The organism is Streptococcus atopicus, from assembly GCF_049166725.1.
Taxonomy (GTDB): Bacteria; Bacillota; Bacilli; order Lactobacillales; family Streptococcaceae; genus Streptococcus; species Streptococcus hominis.
This window is the reverse complement of sequence record NZ_JBMHFC010000004.1, coordinates 72,642-89,566: the sequence shown is the minus strand read 5'-3', so window position 1 is coordinate 89,566 and position 16,925 is coordinate 72,642. Positions and strand designations below refer to the sequence as shown.

The following is a 16,925-nucleotide window of genomic DNA, read 5'->3' as shown; positions in this document are numbered from 1 at the left end:
TCATGAACCTTCACAAAATTCACTCTTCAATATTTAAAATAGCCAAAAAGGAAGGATGTCATCAATCTGCTTCCTTTATTTTTAATGTCATTCACATATTTATAAAAAGTAAAGTAAACTTATCAATTTTTGAAAAACGAAAGAAGCTGAGACTATTTCTCAACTTCTTCCTCTTCTTCTACTATTTCAGAAACTTCTACTTTGAGCTTTGTCACACGTCCATTTTTTACCTTATCATTGGTTAAAATGAGCTTTTTGCCCTGACTTTCCACTTCATAACTCAAACGCTCTTTCACGTCGGGTATCGAACCTACGCCCGTCAAATAATAACCCGCAATGGTATCAACGTCATCACTTTCCAGTTCAACTTCAAAATACTCGTTAAAGTCATTCAAACTCATGGTTCCAAGGACGAAATAAATATGGTCAGAAACCTGATACACCTCTACTTCAGCCTTATCTGTTTCATCATCTATCTCACCGACAATTTCTTCCAGTAGGTCTTCCAACGTTACCAGACCAGACATACCACCATATTCATCTAACAATATCGCCATTTGATTTTGCGTATTCCGCAACTCTGTCAGCAAATCATCCACGAAAATCGTTTCTGGCACAAAGAGCGGTTCTTGTAAAATTTTTCGCAGCACAATGTTATCAAAACCATTGGTAAAAGCCTCATTTAACAGACGTTTGGTGTGAATAAGTCCAATAACATTATCCTTGTCATCATCATAGACTGGGATTCGTGAGAAATTCTGCCTCAAAATACTTTCGATAATTTCCTTGGTATCATCATTGATGTCCACCATAAACGCATCGGTACGCGGCACCATTACCTCACGCGCCACCATCTCATCTAGTGAAAAAATCCCCTGCAGCATTTCAATTTCATCTGCATCCAATGTTTCTTCACTATTGGTCAGCATATACTCAATCTCATCACGTGTCATTTTCTCATCTGCATCATCAAAAGTCATGGGAGTAATTCGACTGAGCAGATTGGTAGAGGCTGATAAAAGCCAAACAAAGGGACTGACAATTTTTCCCAAGAAGATGATAACTGGCGCTGTACGAACCGCTAAGGAATCTTTGAGGTTCAGAGCGATTCTCTTTGGATACAATTCACCAAAAACAATCGAAATATAAGTCAAAATAGCAACAGATAAAAAGCTTGCAATGGCTCTTGCAGTCTCGGAATTTCCCATCCAAGAAGCAATTTCCTGACCGAGTGTATTGGCCAAACTAGCCCCTGACAAAATCGTAATCAAAGTAATCCCAACTTGAATAGTGGACAGAAAATGATTAGGATTTTCCAAGACTTTTAACAAACGAATGTATTTTGCATCGCCTTCTTCAGCTTTTTGCTCTACACGAGCGCGATTTAAAGATACCATCGCCATCTCTGCTGCTGAAAAAAAGGCATTTAAAAGTGTTAAAACTAGTAATAGTAAAACTTGCAGTAACAAGGTCTGACTGCTAGGGTCTTCCATGAATGTTCTCTCCTCATATATAAGTAATCTTAATTATAGCATACTTTTTGACTTCTTGCATAGAGAGCGTTAAAAGAAAATTGCTTGGTTAGGATTCTAAATTTTGCAGGACTGTTTCCAAGCGTGAAATTGCATCAACAGGAAGTGCCGTTTTAGGGTATTTTTGATTAAAGGCAAGTAAGAAGTTCAGCCGCACTTGCATCCTTTCTCTAAGTAATTGTTTGTAGCGAGAATCAAAATTCGGAATAGGATAACCTTCACATTCCATGTATTCAAAACCTTCCAATGGCCCAAATGGTTTAAATTCTGCCGTTTCATCAACAATTTTTTCAATAATACTCAGGCTAATCTCTTTTGAAATTCCCTTGCCCATATAAAATCCAGTATTGATGATATAGCAGTCGACACCAGATTCAAAAAGACTACAGAATTTCTGATAATCTTCCACCAAAGGATACACTCTAAATGGATTGGCATAAGGTTCAATGACTAAATCATCGTTCTTGCCAGTGACATTTTCAGCGTTGGAACGCTTAGTCATCAAGGTACAGCCCATCGTAGAAGCCATCAGCGGATCGTTGATTTTGACCAAAGGTGGGAGAGAATCATCTTTCATAATCCAGAAAATGGTTTGAATCGGCTCATCAATTCGATCGACCCGATTTGGCGTTGCAAAGCGAGACTTGACTGTCCGACCATTTCCATTTCGAATGTCCTCTGTCACCAATTTTTTTAAACCATTGTCATCCAGTGTCACACCACAATTCTGAACTGTTACAAAAAAGTCCTGCTCCCTATGCCCAATGGAATAGTCATTTGTTTTATCAAAATAGGACGGTTCCAAAGCAATGGAAGAGCCATCTTTGACAGAAATAATAAAGGCATCATCATGCAAAACCTTAATATCATATTTTCCATTATGTTTGGCATGCGTCAGCGTGGATTTTCCTGAGCCAGATAAACCAAAGAAGGAGGCTACATAGTCTTTCTTTTCAGCCTCTTCTTGTTTAAAGATTTTCAAGCCACCGTGACAAGCTACATATCCATTTCTAGCAGCAGTTGCCCAAGCTAAAGTTAAAGTCGCTTTTTTCAACTCACCAAAGTAATTTAAACCCAAAATAATGACACAATTGTGCTGAGTATCAAAATAAACCAACCCTTCAGGATAATCTGGATGCTTCCATTTGGGGTCAAAAAAGACAAATATATCATTTTCATCGTACTTTTTAGAAACTCTCAAACGATTTTTAAACTCTTCATTCAAAATTTGGAAATTTAAAAGCCACGAATACAGGTTATTAATTTCATCCTCAGGAACCATAAGATGAGCACAAGCCATGAAGGCTTCATCAAGCCCTACAACTGCATCTGCTTTATAAAATTTTCGATGATGAGCCTGATAAATTGCACTGCGTACTATCGAAAGCAACTTCTCATCTTCCTCACTGTCCCTACCAAAAATCCGTCGAGCTTTAGCCGTTCGGCCAACAACTGCTCCAGAATTCGTTAATAAAACGCGAGCATAAGAAGGCAAGCCCAATTCCTTTGTATGAATGACAGGCATATCTAAGACAACTGTCCCAGCAGCTGCGGAAGCCAATTGATACGCTTCTTCTACGGTTTTTATTGCAACAACCTGATTTTCATAAAAAGCTGTTTCAATGATTGCCTTCAAAGGTGAAAAATAAGAAGAATCTTTTCTTATTTCTTGCGGAGAATATTTACGACGTGTTACCATAAGTGTACCTCCTCTATCTTATTAGTTCTATTTTAGCATAAAAATACACTTATGGTTTTAATAAAACGTATTAGAAAGAAAAAGGAGTGGCATTCCGAACTAAATGTTGTTGCAATTAGTTTGCTTCCACTCCTCTATATTCATCATTCTAAAACATTAGGACACAGTCCTTCTGAATTTTTTATTTATCTTTCGGACTTTGAAATCATTCAACGTCATACCCTTATTTATTAATAATTCCGTACTCCTCATTTTTCTTTTGCTCCTGCGCAGCTCGGTGATTATCATATAAATTTGCTAGGAATTTTGCAATTTCTTTCAAAATAGAATAAATCGGAATCGCTACAATCATCCCAACAATCCCATAAATATTACTTGACAAAAGCAAGAGAACCATAATGGTAATTGGATGCACCTTCATCACGCCACCTACAATCCGTGGATAGAGAATATTTCCGTCAATTTGCTGCACAATTAACATATATATAACTGCAATTACCATTTTTTTCGGATCGGCAATCAGATAAGTGATAATCATCGGAATCAACCCAATGCTTGGACCCACATAAGGAATAAGATTAGCAATCATAGAAAAAATAGCAAATATCAAAGCATATTTCAGACCAATAACACTATAGCCAATGAAAGCCAACGTTCCAATAATAAACGCATCAATCGAAATCCCACTAATATACCGAGCAATCGTTGCATTAAGATTGGTCAATAATTTCGTGATGTTGAGCTTATCCCGCTTCAAAACAGTTCTTTCCAACATGGGCAGTAATTTATCCCCGTCAATTAAGAAATAGACCAAAAAGATTGGCGTCATGATGAGAATCAAAAATGTATTCACTACTGCTGAAACGACACTCCCCAGACTATTGGTGACACTATTTAAAATATTTTGCAAAATATCCACATAAGACAAATTTAACTGCTTAATAATAGACTGGATATTCAGATTTTTAAAGAGAGAGTGCTGCGATAGCTGGTTAATCCAATTTTGCAATTCTCCATAAACATTTTGACTAGAAGAAATCAAACTTGTCAACTGCGTAATCAAAATAGGTAGCAGATAAATAATGCCCAGAGCAATAATTCCAAACAAGAGAACCAAGGTAATCAAAATTCCAAAAATCCTCTTAATTTTCAGCTCTTTCTCCAAAAATTTCACTAATGGGTTCGTCACATAGTACAAAAATCCCGCAATTAGAAAAGGAATTAAAACCGTATTTAAAACGCTCACAAAAGGGGAAATCAAGCCGTCCATTTGCCGCCAGATAAAAAAGATAATGGTTAGTAGTAAGACTTCTGTTGTCCAAAAAAATAACTTACTTTTATGAAACATACTGTTCCTCCTATCAGCTATTCTATCATATTTTCCACTAAAATAGAGTACTTTTTGTAAACGACTTAAATTATTTTAGGAACAGATTCTTTCGTTTCCCACAATCAAAACTTATTTTTCCATTTATTCTCGTTTGTAAACCATTTTCACATGTACACGTGATTCTAAGATGAAGGGTTCACTAACAGCTTCAAATCCAAATTTCTCATACAAGCTCACCACCTGCTCTTGCGCCTCTATGTGGATCTCTTTTTCAGGCCATTTTTCAGCACAAGTCTCCATAATAGCTTGGACCAACTTACGACCAAGCCCTTGACCGCGAGTAGAAGCCACTGTTACGACACGTCCAAAATGAATAGTAGTGCCCGTTTCAAATACTCTCGCATAAGCATCTACCTCGCCGACTTCATTTTCATGAAAAATATGGATAGCTTCTAAATCGTGCTCGTCCAAATCATTATAAACACTATTTTGCTCTACGACAAACGTTTCCAAACGCAATTTTAAACATTTATAAAATTCTAAGGTGGTTAATTCCTCAAATGTCCTTTTATACCACATACTTGTTTTCCCTTCTTCTTTATTATATAATAATTGTAAATGCAACTATAAAAGGAGCCTTTTATGGATTATCGTCATCTCTTTCGTCAAATGGGCATAATTTCTCGCCAAGCCATGATGAATATGAATCATGAAGCCAGCCAATATAACCTAGATAATAATCTCTTTCTTATCCTTATCCGCATTGTTGAGCATGAAGGACTGAATCAATCTCAACTTTCTCATATGGTGAAAATTGATAAAACAACACTTAGTCGTTCCCTTAGAAAACTAGAGGAAAAAGGATTTATCACAAAAAAAGTCAACTCTCAAAATAAGAAATTTAAAGAGCTTTTCCCTACGACGAAGGCTTTGCAAATCTACGACCGATTGATTGGATTTGAAACGACCTATATCCAGACTGTCATGAAAGATTTGACTTCCTCTGAACTCTTTCAATTAGAAGCCATCCTCAATAAAATAGAAAATTCTCAATGAAATCAGTATAACATGCATTAGTTGCATTTGCAACTTTAAAATTGGAAAATGACGAGGCTGGGACAAAAGTCCTTAACCTCGTCAGATTTTTATGAGTTTCTTGCAAGTCGCAGTGATTGAGTGGGTTCTATGCGGTTGATAAATCAACCTTTACAGCCCTACTCAACTATGCGGGGATGGAACGACAAAATCAACTTTCTTCGAAATTACCGATTTTTGTCCCACTCCCTTTTGATTATTTCGTTTCAAATCCTTCTGCAACTGCTTGAGCAAAATGTTCTTCAACGATTTCTGCACAGTGGTCACAAACAATTGCATGATAACTGCGTTCTTTGACTGTTTCATCTACCCGACGGCAACGCTCACAAACTTGTCCCTCTGCATGCTCAACTGTAAAGGCTACATCCTCGAAAGCAATAGCATTTTCAGGAGCTGTTTCATCTGCGATTGTTAATTTAGAGACAATGAGAAGTTGCGCAACGTCGCTATTAACCGCTTCAAGTAGCGTTCTCACGACTTCATTTGGATAAACAGTTAAGTGAGCTTCCAAAGATTTTCCAATTACTTTTTCGTTACGTGCTTCTTCCAAAGCCTTTTGGGCTTGGCTACGGAAGTTCATAAAGGCTGTCCATGTATCCAAAATTTCTTCCTCATTAGGGAAAGTCAGCGCATCTGGCAATTCTGCTAATTGAACAAATTCTTCTGGCTCATGATCTAAGTAAGACCAGATTTCCTCTGCTGTATGTGGAAGAATTGGGGTCAACAATTTTGTAATTTTTACTAAAATATCATAAAAGACGGTCTGCATTTGGCGACGTTCCAATGATTTAGCTGCTTCAATATAGACAACATCTTTTGCAAAATCAAGATAGAAAGCTGATAAATCAACTGTCACAAAGTTTACAATCGCTTTGTAAATATCCAAAAATTCAAAATCTGCATATGCTTCACGAATCGTCTTGACAAGTTGGTTAAAGCGAACAGTCATGTACTTATCAACAGAGCGAAGGTCATCATAGGCAACAGCGTCTTCTTTTGGATTAAAATCAGAAGTATTAGCAATCAAGAAGCGCAAGGTGTTACGGATTTTTCGGTAGGTTTCAGACACTTGACCAAGAATATCCATAGAGATACGCACATCGTTGCTAGAATCCACACTCGTCACCCAAAGGCGCAAGATTTCAGCTCCAAATTGTCTTTCAACATCACTTGGAGCAATGGTGTTGCCAAGAGATTTCGACATCTTTTCACCTTTGCCGTCCAAAGCAAAGCCTTGTGAAAGGATTTGTTTATAAGGAGCCACTCCATGATTTGCAACAGATGTGATGAGAGAGGAGTTAAACCAGCCACGATATTGGTCAGAACCTTCAAGATACAGGTCGGCAGGATAAGTCAATTCAGGACGATTGACCACTACACCATTCCAAGAAGAACCTGAATCAAACCACACGTCCATGATGTCTGTTTCTTTAGTGAACGTACCATTTGGTGACCCTGGATGAGTAAATCCTTCTGGAAGCAAATCTTTCGCTTCTCGTTGCCACCAAATGATAGAGCCATGTTCCGCAAAGAGCTCAGCCACGTGCTCAATTGTTTGCTCTGTCATAATCGGTGTGCCGTCCTCCGCATAGAAGATTGGAAGTGGCACTCCCCAAGCCCGCTGACGCGAAATGACCCAATCTCCACGGTCACGGATCATATTGTAAAGACGAACTTTACCCCATTCAGAGTGGAACTTCACTTTTTCAATCTCATCAAGAATTTCCTTACGGAATTTTGAAACTGAAGCAAACCATTGCGGTACTGCACGCCAAATAATTGGCTTTTTCGTCCGCCAGTCAAATGGGTAGGAGTGAGAAATTTCTTCTTGCGCAAGGAGAAGTTGACCTAACTTTTCAATTACTGTAGGAACTACCTTGTCATAAAATTGCCCTGCAAAATCTGGACCAGCATTTTCCATCATGATACCACGTTCATTGACTGTAACGGCTACTTCTAAGCCATTTGCAATCCCAACATTGTAGTCGTCCTCACCAAAACCAGGAGCAGTATGGACAATTCCTGTACCGGAATCTAGTGTAACGTGGTCACCAAGAATCACCAATTCATCTACTTCCTCATCCCACGGGTGCTCTGTCACGATATGATTCAGTTCAGCACCGCGATGAGTTGCCAAGACCTCTACATCTTCCCAGCCGAATTTTTCAGACAAGCTATTGAGCAAGTCAGCAGCAACGACAAATTTACGACTTTCCCCAGCTGGTTTTACCACAACATAATCAAAGTCAGCACCTACTGTCAAACCGCGAGAAGCCGTAATAGTAAATGGTGTTGTTGTCCAAACCACAATATAGGTATCTGTGTCTAGCACATTTTTGCCGTCTTTTACCTTATTTGCATAGTAAAGAGAGGTTGAAATCAAATCATGATACTCAATTTCTGCCTCTGCAAGAGCTGATTCAGATGACCATGACCAATAAACTGGCTTCGCACCGCGGTAGATATAGCCTTTTTTCGCCATTTCTCCAAATACGCGAATCTGAGCAGCTTCATAATCCGGAGTCAACGTCACATATGGATGCTCCCAATCACCAGAAACACCTAAACGTTTGAAATCTTCTCGTTGTTTGTCTACTTGGCTGAGTGCGTAATCTCGACAAAGTTTTAAATACTCTGCCAAATCCATTTCTTTTCGCTTCACACCTTGCTTTGCCAGAACTTGCTCAATCGGAAGACCATGAGTATCCCAGCCTGGAATGTAAGGCGCATAATAGCCAGACATCGATTTTGAACGAACGATAATATCTTTAGAAATCTTGTTCATTGCATGCCCAACGTGAATATTTCCATTAGCATAAGGAGGGCCATCGTGAAGTGTAAAGTGTGGTTTACCTTCATTCAATTCTTGACGGCGATGATACAACTTTGCATCTTCCCACTCTTTTTGCCAAAGAGGTTCTTTATTCGGCAAACCAGCACGCATTGGAAAAGCTGTTTTTCCAAGATTAAGAGTTTCCTTTAATTTCATAAGTTCTCCTTTTTCATATTAGTAACAAATTAAAATAAAAAAACCACAAATTCATCCAAAGGACGAAAATTCGTGGTACCACCTTCATTTAGATAAGAATAAGATTCCTATCCCTCTTACTCGTAACGTGAGTTAAGCGTTAAATCTTACTGTTTTCAGATTTAAGTTTGCAAAATGATAATCCTAACAAAAGGGATTACAGGTCTCTCACCGTCACCTGCTCGCTGCGAATATTTTGTTAGCATCTTGTTTTTACATTCTCTTATAAAATATCTACAGATTCTGTTGAAGTAGCTTCTGAGTTATCTGTTGAAGTCTCAGCATTTGTCAGATTTAATCCTAAGACAGACTCATCTAATGTTTCAAACGCTTGTGTTTCGGCTAATTCACGATTTGCTTCTTCAATGCGTCTTTGTAATTCTTCCATTTCTTCTGGAGAGAACTGACGCGTCACATCCACTTCATCTTCTTCTGGAGTCGTTACGACTTCACCCAAAGCAGACTGAACAACTTCTTTAAAGGCTTCATCACTAGTCTGCAAGTAAGTAGCTGTTGGGCGAAGAATATCTTCCCATTCTGAAGAATTCACAATGCTTAATTGACTTTCAATGGTTGATTTTAAACGTTGGTGGAAAACACGCGTTTTATTTTTCAACTCTTCTGTTTCAACAGCCACTTTCTTAGCATTATCAGTCGCTTGACGAAGAATTTCATTAGCCTTGTATTTTGCCTCATCCAACAAATGTTGGGCCTCTTGCTCAGCCTTATGAACAATATTTTCAGAACGGTCATTTGCCGCTTGTTTTACACGTTCTGCCGTATCTTGTGCAATCAATACAGACTGGCTAAGGGAATCCTTCATCTCGTCAAAATAGGTCAAACGTTCTTCCAGATTTTTAATTTTTGACTCTTGTTCATGATTGACACGAACTAAATCTTCATAATCTTGGACAATGATGTCAAGAAATTCATCAACTTCGTCAACATCATATCCTCTAAATTTGTGAGCAAAAGCTTTATCTTTAATTTCTAACGATGTAATAGCCATATTTTCTCCTTACTTACTAGACAATAATTCAACAGTTAACTTGTACTTCCCATTTTTTGAAAAGCCATTTTCTCTTAAAACTTTTACTCTCCCATATCCTCGTATACTGATCAAGTCATTCAATAACAATTGATGACTGGGATTATCCAGCATGGAATAGTTTACCTTAACTTGCTTTGTTGCTATCAGCTGAGCGGCAATGCTTCGTGACAAATGAAATGAGGCAGCTATCACTTTATCCAAACGCATACTAGAGACAAGCACATCTCTTGGCTTTGAATCAGTTTGAGCGATAATTTGTTGTGAAAAATCTACTTGCTTTAATTTTACAGGTGTCTTTGCTATCCTTGAGATATGATTGATGAAAAATTGAGTGAATTTCTTATCTACCATAATTTGTGCTCTACCTGAAGCTACAAGAATATCACCAAAAACTTTACGTTCAATCCCTAATTGATTCAATAACGTTCCCATTATTTGCGAATGAGTTAAATGGTGAAATTTATTCGCATAGCTAATTTCTAACAACTCCATTTCAAAATCACTTAATTGCAACTCATAGTAGAGAGGAGCAATAATGACTTTAGCAAATTCACTCGTATAATAATCCGAACTTGAAAATATTTGCAATTGTAAATGATTTCCAAGATTGCGTAAAACTTCAACTTGATGTGGATTTACAAACGAAGTCACTTCAAAAGAATAAGAATCCTCAACGCGCTGCATCTGTTCTAAACTTTTATCAACAAATTCACGATCTTCTTCAACAAAATGTTGGTATAAATGTTTGGTATTCTTCATGAATTTAAGCTAAAAGCAAAAGGGCATTCAAAATGATGCCAGAAACAAAATTCAGAAGAAAGATAACGACAAGAACCGTCCAATCAATCCCAGCAAATTGTAGGTTGAAACGTTGAAATGGTTTTAAAACAGGCTCTACTATCCGCAGAATCAACTGACCAAACGACGTTTGATAGGCACCTGGAAACCATGATAAAAGAGCATACACCACTAAAATGAATGAATATAATCTCACTAAATTATAAAGTATATTTACAATCCAAACCATGCTTTTATCTACGTTTCATATCAAAATCAAATTCGCCACTTTGCAAATCATCAGGTAATTTTAAATCCTCAACATTTACAATAACATTGATTGGTGTTAAAAGGTACATTGTACTCGCAACTTTTTTTATGTTCCCAGCAAGCACATAACGCGCACCATCCAAATAGTCCAAACAACGACGAGCTTGCACTTCTGTCATATATTGAAAATCAATCAAAATGCTTTCATTAACAATTAACAAATCAACAATTTCAGTTGTTTCTTCATATTTTCTTGGGTAACGAACATTGATGGTCACTTTGTCATCTGAAATCGTGCGGTGTTGTGCCAATTCTTGCTGGCGCGCATGAAGACGAGTGATATTCTCATTTGCTCCTGACCTTGTAGAAGATTGTACAGAACTACTTGCTGTATGTACTGTTCTTTCTTTAGTAGGTGTTACAGATTGACTACTCGCACGTGGTGGTAGCTCAGGCGTTTGAACGCCAGCATCTTCACCATCTTCCGTAAAGTAATCAATGAATTTATCAAATCTATCTTTAAGAGACATAATACTTTCCTATTTAAAAAATGCGGTACCAATTCTGACAAAAGTCGAACCATTTGCAATAGCTATTGTATAATCACGGCTCATTCCCATACTTAAATCAGTAAAAGGCATATTAGGTAACTGTTTACGTTGTAATCTTTGCTGTAATTGATAGGCTTGTTGGAACATGACATTTAATTCCGCTTCATCTGCTTCAATTGGTGCCATTGTCATCAAACCTACAATCTGAATGTTTTCAAGTTTTTCTAGCTCAGGTAAAATCGTATCTATTTCCTCTACAGCAAAACCATGTTTACTAGCTTCTTTGGAAATATTTACTTGTAAAAAGCATTTAATGATATGTTCAGCTCTTTTGTTGATTTCTTGAGCTAATTTTACTGAATCTAAGGCATGGAAATAATCAACATAATTGATGACGTCTTTCACTTTCCGCCTTTGAAGTGTACCAATTAAGTGCCAAATTACACGTTCATCTTTCAGAGCCTGATATTTCTCTAGAAATTTATCAACTCGATTTTCACCGATATGATGAATTCCTGCTTTAACCAGCTCTTTAGCAGTAGAGCTGTCAACATATTTGGTGACAGCTATTACTTCTACTGAATTTTTTGAGCGATTAGCTTTTTGAGTAGCTTGTGCTACATTTTCTAAAACTTGATATGTATTCTTTGCTAAATCCATTTTATCGGTTTTTAAAGAATGGTGGTGTTTCTAATTCATCGTCATCAGAACTGGTGTCTTCATAACGTTCCACAGCTGGTGCGGCACTCGCATCTGTTGAGCGAACAATATTCTCACGACGCAAATCCCAATCACCAAATGCTGAAGCCTGTGGCGCTTCTGTCCGTTGACGACTTGGCTTTGGAACTTCAAGATTTTCAGTCAAATCAAAGTTACGGTCATAACCTTGGCTTCCTCTAGAATTACGATTTTCACGAGTTCCAGCTGCATAAGAATTTTGTTGAGCAACTGGACGAACACCACTTACTCGATCAATTTTTTCTTGACGAACACCCGTTGCAACAACTGTCACACGAATTTCATCTTTCATGCTGTCGTCAATAGAAGTACCTAACCAGATATTAACACCATGACCTGCTGCTTGATTGACGATTTCTGACGCTTCTTCTGCTTCAATCAAGGTCATATCAAGACCACCTGTAACGTTGATGATGACATCTTCAGCTCCATCAATTGTTGTTTCAAGAAGTGGTGAATAAATAGCCTTACGTGCAGCTTCAATAACACGTTCTTCACCACTACCAATACCGATCCCCATAAGAGCATCACCTTTATTTGCCATAACGGTTTTTACATCGGCAAAATCAAGGTTAATAAGTCCTGGGCTTGTAATCAAGTCCGTAATTCCTTGTACACCTTGACGAAGGACATTGTCTGCTTCACTCAAAGCTTCAAGAAGAGGAGTTTTCTTATCAACAATTTCAAGTAAATTATTGTTTGAAATGATAAGAAGTGTATCTACATGCTCACGAAGTTCATTGATTCCTTCAATCGCAAAGTTACCACGCTTACTTCCTTCAAAGCCAAACGGGCGAGTAACAACTGCAACAGTTAAGGCACCAAGACCCTTTGCAATACGAGCAATAACTGGTGCAGCACCTGTACCAGATCCACCGCCCATACCAGCAGTAATGAACACCATATCAGCTCCCGTAAGAGCTTCCGTCAACACTTCTTCGCTTTCTTCAGCCGCTTTACGACCGATTTCAGGCTGTCCTCCAGCACCTAGACCGCGAGTCAACTTTGGTCCAAGCTGAATAACGGTTTCTGCTTTTGAGCCACTCAGAGCTTGCACATCTGTATTGGCAGCGATAAATTCAACGCCTGATACTCCTTCATCAATCATGCGGTTAATGGCATTACCACCACCACCACCGATACCAATAACTTTAATTACTGCTCCTTGTGCCGCAGCTGTATCAAATGAAAATGTCATAATGTATTACCTTCTCCTTTAATCAAACATATTGCCAAGTAGATTTCGAACACGATCTGTCAATTTTTCTTTTGGTTGTTGAGATTGTGTCGGAAGTGGTTCGGGACGTTCAACTTCTTCTGCTGGTTCAGCAATCGGAGTCACAATTGTTTGTTGCGGCTGAGTAAAGCGCTGCAACGGATTGAACGACTGACTTTGTTGAGTCGGACGAGAAAATTCAACCGGTTGATGACGCAGAAGTTCATCACCGTGAACAGCAACTTGTGCTAAAACATCCACTTCAGATAGATTTCCAGCATATTCTGATAAGCTAATGACATGAGCAAAAGCTGGATTACGAATACCGATTTGATTTGGTACGTATAGTTTAACAGGAACACCGAAAACTTCTTGCGCCAATTCCACCACACCTGGTAAAATTGCACCACCACCAATAATAACAATTTTACCTGGAAGTTCTAATAAGTGTCTTCTTTCTAAATCTTGCTTGATTTGTTCAAAGATATGTTTAACACGTGCTGAAATAATTTCTGCTAAATAGCGCTCTGTTACTTCAACTGGTTCAACTTCTCCAATCACTTCCACTTGGAAGGACTCATTGCTAGCAGCAGGTACGTATGCTTCGCCATAGTTAAACTTCAAGCTTTCTGCAAGTTTTTTAGAAGTTTTTAAAACTTTTGAGATATCTTTTGTGACGTATTCGCCACCTTCTTGATAGATATTAGTAAATTGCAGTTCTTGGTTGCGAACAGAAGCTACTGTTGTTTGACCACCACCCATATCAATGACAGTTGCACCAAATTCACGTTCTCCTTCATTTAGAACAGATTTGGTCATAGCAAGCGGAGAAATGATAATATTTTCTACTTGAACTCCTGCACGCTCAACTGTTTTTCGTAAATTGTGAAGAATGGTACGTGGTCCTGTGTAGAGAAGTCCACGCATTTCTAAACGAATGCCCATCATTCCACGAGGATCACGAATTCCTTGGAAGCCATCTACAATAAACTCTTCAGGAATAAAAGTAATAACTTCGCGGTCTGGAGTCATACTTTTTGTCAAAGCAGATCTCACAACATTTTCAACATCTGCATCTGTGATTTCTTTTGTTTCGCTTGTTACAGGAATCATACCTTGCGTTGCTTCAATCTGCAACAAGTTAGCAGGCAAGCCAACATTCACCAACTTAATGGAAATCCCTGCTTTTTCCTCTGCTTGTGAAATTGCAGATTTTATAGCACTTGCTGCTGCTTCGATATCTACAATGATACCATCTTTTACACCAGCACTTTTTGCATTACTAACTCCGATTACATTTAATTCATTGTTTACGTGTTCTGCTACCAAGACCTTAATGGAGCTTGTTCCGATATCTAATCCTGTAAAAAAGCCATCTCTAGCCATTAGACCATTCCTCTCTATCTACCAAGTTTCTCACTTATCAATTTAACTATCAAAAAAGTATAGTTATTCAAAGCATATTATAACATAAAAAAATAAAAATTGGGTAGATTTTCTGCATTATTTTAGCTATTTCTATAACTAAATATTCCTGCTTCCATATCCACAACGCTTGTTTCCGTCAATTGTGGTTTAATTTTTTCATAATAAGGTAGTTTTTTAGCTACTTCTGACAAAGGAACTAAGATTTTATTTCCATCTGTCATAGTGATTGTCAGCAAATCCTCAGTCGCTTTACTCGGTGTATGCTGAACCGTTTGAATTTCTGATTTGATTGTATTAGAAATACCTGATAATTGTTGCACAAATTTCTTAAGCATTGCTTTATCTGAAAAATCAAGTGTTATATAACTTTTTGGCAACTGTGATTTTTTAACTGGAGTAGCAATTTCTTCTCCACTAGATAATACTGGGAAATACTGCTCCCCAGAATAATCATAAGCAACAACCGTGTATTCTGTTACTTTTATTTTAAATGTAATTGGAAATTGGTAACTTATCTCTGCTTTTTTCACCCATAGACTTGACAATTTAATATTTCTAGCATGTGCCTTTTGACTTAAATATGTCGTCAAGGTGTAATCCTCTTTTTGAATACTAGAAGCATCCAGCACCTCTGTTTTTGAAAGCTGTTTATTGCCCGTTACCTCTATATTCTTCAATTTTGAATAGGGGCTTATAAAATAAACAGCTAAAATTAACAAAATAGAACTTAGAATCAATATTGGCAAAGCACGGTAGATATGGCGAGGAGCGATTTTTTCTCTTGTCTCTTTTGCTTCCCGCTTAGCTTGTTTGCGTTCTGCTTTCTTCTTTTTTCGCAAGGCTGCTTTATCAAGAGGTTCATCTTGTTCTTCCTCAGAAGTTTCTGTCTCGATAGGCTTTTCTGTCTCCTCTGACTCGTTCTCTTGAGTATCCGCTGTCACTTCTTCTGTATTTTCATCATTCTTTTCGACATTCTCTTTTTCAGAACTTGGCAAATGCTGCTTTTTTTGCTCTGCTAGTTCTTTCTCTTTTTCAGCTTCTTCTTGAGCCTTTTTTTCAAGGTATTCCTTGTTTCTTTTTTGCCACTCAGAAAGTTTTTCTGTTTCTTGCTCTTTCTGATCCTCTTGCTTCTTTTTTGTCATTTTCTTCTTTTGTCCATGTCATTTTTTAAAAGGTTATAAAATTCATCTAACGATTTTATTTCGTGGGACTGTTTCATGTTTTCTTCATAAAATTCTTTCTGTTCAAGCAACTCTGTTATCATTTTTTGAAGATTCTCCAAATTCAATTGAGGCTCGTCTAATTTTTTGGCATAGCCTTTTTTTACAAAATAATCTGCATTTTCAATCTGGTCACCGCGACTTGCTTCGCGTCCCAAAGGGACAATTACATGAAGCTTTACCATAGCCAACAATTCAAAAATAGTATTAGATCCGCCACGTGTAACAACGACATCCGCCAAGTCCATCAACGGTTGATAGAGGTCAGTCACATAGGCAATTCGGTACAGATGATTTGATAATTCGTCTAAGCTAGCATCGCCTGATAAATTAATAATATTGTAATGCTGAGTTAGCTCTGCTTTATTTGCCGTTACAAAATCATTAAAAACCTTTGCTCCCGCTGACCCACCAACAAACAGAAGTGTCGGAAGGTTTTCATCAAAATGCTGCTGAATGGCTTGAATCTGATCATTTGGAGCAGTTATTTTTTCTCCTACCTTTGTTACAGCTCCCACATGCTCAATTTTTGTCAACGCATGGGCTTGTTCAAAAGTAGAATACATTTTTGTCGCACATTTGTAAGCAATTTTATTTGCTAGACCAATAGAGAGGTCTGATTCATGTACATAAACTGGAATCCCAGCTAAGCGAGCTGCAATGACAGGAGGAACCGATACAAAGCCACCTTTAGAAAAGAGAGCCTGCGGACGAACCTTTAACATAATTCCTAAAGATTGCAAAATGCCCCAAGCCACTTTGAATACATCTAACATATTTTGCCAAGAAAAGTAACGGCGTAATTTCCCCGTTGCTATAGAATGAAAAGTGATATCCAAACCTGACTTCTGGATTTCTTGGTATTCAATCCCATGCTTGTCACCAATATAGTGGACTTGCCAACCTGCTTCTAGGAATTTTGGAATGAGTATAAGGTTTAGAGTCACATGACCAACCGTTCCTCCACCTGTAAATACAATCTTTTTCATC

Annotated in this window: 15 protein-coding genes and 2 pseudogenes; 2 read left to right on the top strand and 15 right to left on the bottom strand. The window is 37.8% G+C overall.

Translation table 11 applies throughout. The features are described from left to right. Positions 1–152: 152 nt before the first annotated feature. Positions 153–1,493, bottom strand: a complete 1,341-nt coding sequence (locus tag ACOMA9_RS04190) for a hemolysin family protein (RefSeq protein WP_330944832.1) — start codon at positions 1,491–1,493, stop codon at positions 153–155. 88 nt (positions 1,494–1,581) lie between these two features. Continuing rightward, entirely contained in the window at positions 1,582–3,231 is a 1,650-nt protein-coding gene (locus ACOMA9_RS04185; RefSeq protein ID WP_330944831.1) for a phosphoenolpyruvate carboxykinase (ATP), read from the bottom strand. A 51-nt stretch (positions 3,232–3,282) separates the two neighbouring features. Here ACOMA9_RS04185 and ACOMA9_RS04180 point away from each other — a divergent pair, with 51 nt between their 5' ends. Continuing rightward, positions 3,283–3,465, top strand: coding sequence for a hypothetical protein (locus ACOMA9_RS04180; RefSeq protein WP_247906328.1), 183 nt, complete (start codon positions 3,283–3,285; stop codon positions 3,463–3,465). Here the strand turns inward: ACOMA9_RS04180 and ACOMA9_RS04175 are convergent. Next, positions 3,455–4,579: an AI-2E family transporter gene (locus ACOMA9_RS04175; protein ID WP_003028351.1), complete on the bottom strand. Its 1,125-nt coding sequence runs from the start codon at positions 4,577–4,579 to the stop codon at positions 3,455–3,457. The genes ACOMA9_RS04180 and ACOMA9_RS04175 overlap by 11 nt on opposite strands. Before the next feature lie 123 nt (positions 4,580–4,702). Beyond that, positions 4,703–5,140, bottom strand: a complete 438-nt coding sequence (locus tag ACOMA9_RS04170) for a GNAT family N-acetyltransferase (protein ID WP_330944830.1) — start codon at positions 5,138–5,140, stop codon at positions 4,703–4,705. Between the two features lie 63 nt (positions 5,141–5,203). Here ACOMA9_RS04170 and ACOMA9_RS04165 point away from each other — a divergent pair, with 63 nt between their 5' ends. Then, entirely contained in the window at positions 5,204–5,617 is a 414-nt protein-coding gene (locus ACOMA9_RS04165; protein WP_003028354.1) for a MarR family winged helix-turn-helix transcriptional regulator, read from the top strand. Positions 5,618–5,852: 235 nt separating this feature from the next. On the opposite strand, the gene ileS is transcribed toward ACOMA9_RS04165, so the two are convergent. The 11 genes and pseudogenes from ileS to ACOMA9_RS04110 form a co-directional block, all read right to left on the bottom strand. Beyond that, complete coding sequence (ileS, locus tag ACOMA9_RS04160) at positions 5,853–8,645, bottom strand: isoleucine--tRNA ligase (RefSeq protein WP_330944829.1); 2,793 nt, start codon at positions 8,643–8,645, stop codon at positions 5,853–5,855. A 262-nt stretch (positions 8,646–8,907) separates the two neighbouring features. Then, a complete protein-coding gene (locus ACOMA9_RS04155) occupies positions 8,908–9,693 on the bottom strand; it encodes a DivIVA domain-containing protein (RefSeq protein ID WP_003025689.1) in 786 nt (261 codons plus the stop codon). Between the two features lie 9 nt (positions 9,694–9,702). Next, entirely contained in the window at positions 9,703–10,494 is a 792-nt protein-coding gene (locus tag ACOMA9_RS04150) for a YlmH family RNA-binding protein (RefSeq protein ID WP_247905511.1), read from the bottom strand. Positions 10,495–10,498: 4 nt separating this feature from the next. Then, complete coding sequence (locus ACOMA9_RS04145) at positions 10,499–10,762, bottom strand: YggT family protein (RefSeq protein ID WP_003033872.1); 264 nt, start codon at positions 10,760–10,762, stop codon at positions 10,499–10,501. Between the two features lie 4 nt (positions 10,763–10,766). Beyond that, positions 10,767–11,132 (bottom strand): annotated as a pseudogene (locus ACOMA9_RS04140) (cell division protein SepF); the annotation flags it as partial. 96 nt (positions 11,133–11,228) lie between these two features. Further along, positions 11,229–11,312, bottom strand: a pseudogene (locus ACOMA9_RS04135) (cell division protein SepF); the annotation flags it as partial. Between the two features lie 9 nt (positions 11,313–11,321). Next, a complete protein-coding gene (locus tag ACOMA9_RS04130) occupies positions 11,322–11,993 on the bottom strand; it encodes a YggS family pyridoxal phosphate-dependent enzyme (RefSeq protein ID WP_003028361.1) in 672 nt (223 codons plus the stop codon). Between the two features lies 1 nt (position 11,994). Then, the gene (gene ftsZ / locus ACOMA9_RS04125) at positions 11,995–13,269 is read right to left on the bottom strand and encodes a cell division protein FtsZ (RefSeq protein ID WP_003025701.1); all 1,275 of its coding nucleotides are present in this window, start codon (positions 13,267–13,269) and stop codon (positions 11,995–11,997) included. A gap of 18 nt (positions 13,270–13,287) precedes the next feature. Further along, positions 13,288–14,673 carry a cell division protein FtsA gene (gene ftsA / locus ACOMA9_RS04120; protein ID WP_268734006.1) on the bottom strand — a complete coding sequence of 462 codons (1,386 nt, stop codon included), beginning with the start codon at positions 14,671–14,673 and terminating at the stop codon, positions 13,288–13,290. Positions 14,674–14,795: 122 nt separating this feature from the next. Beyond that, entirely contained in the window at positions 14,796–15,857 is a 1,062-nt protein-coding gene (locus ACOMA9_RS04115) for a cell division protein FtsQ/DivIB (protein WP_247906327.1), read from the bottom strand. Continuing rightward, on the bottom strand, positions 15,854–16,924 hold the full coding sequence (locus tag ACOMA9_RS04110; protein WP_421424728.1) for a UDP-N-acetylglucosamine--N-acetylmuramyl-(pentapeptide) pyrophosphoryl-undecaprenol N-acetylglucosamine transferase: 1,071 nt from the start codon (positions 16,922–16,924) through the stop codon (positions 15,854–15,856). The genes ACOMA9_RS04115 and ACOMA9_RS04110 overlap by 4 nt, the downstream gene beginning before the upstream one ends. Position 16,925: the final 1 nt, after the last annotated feature.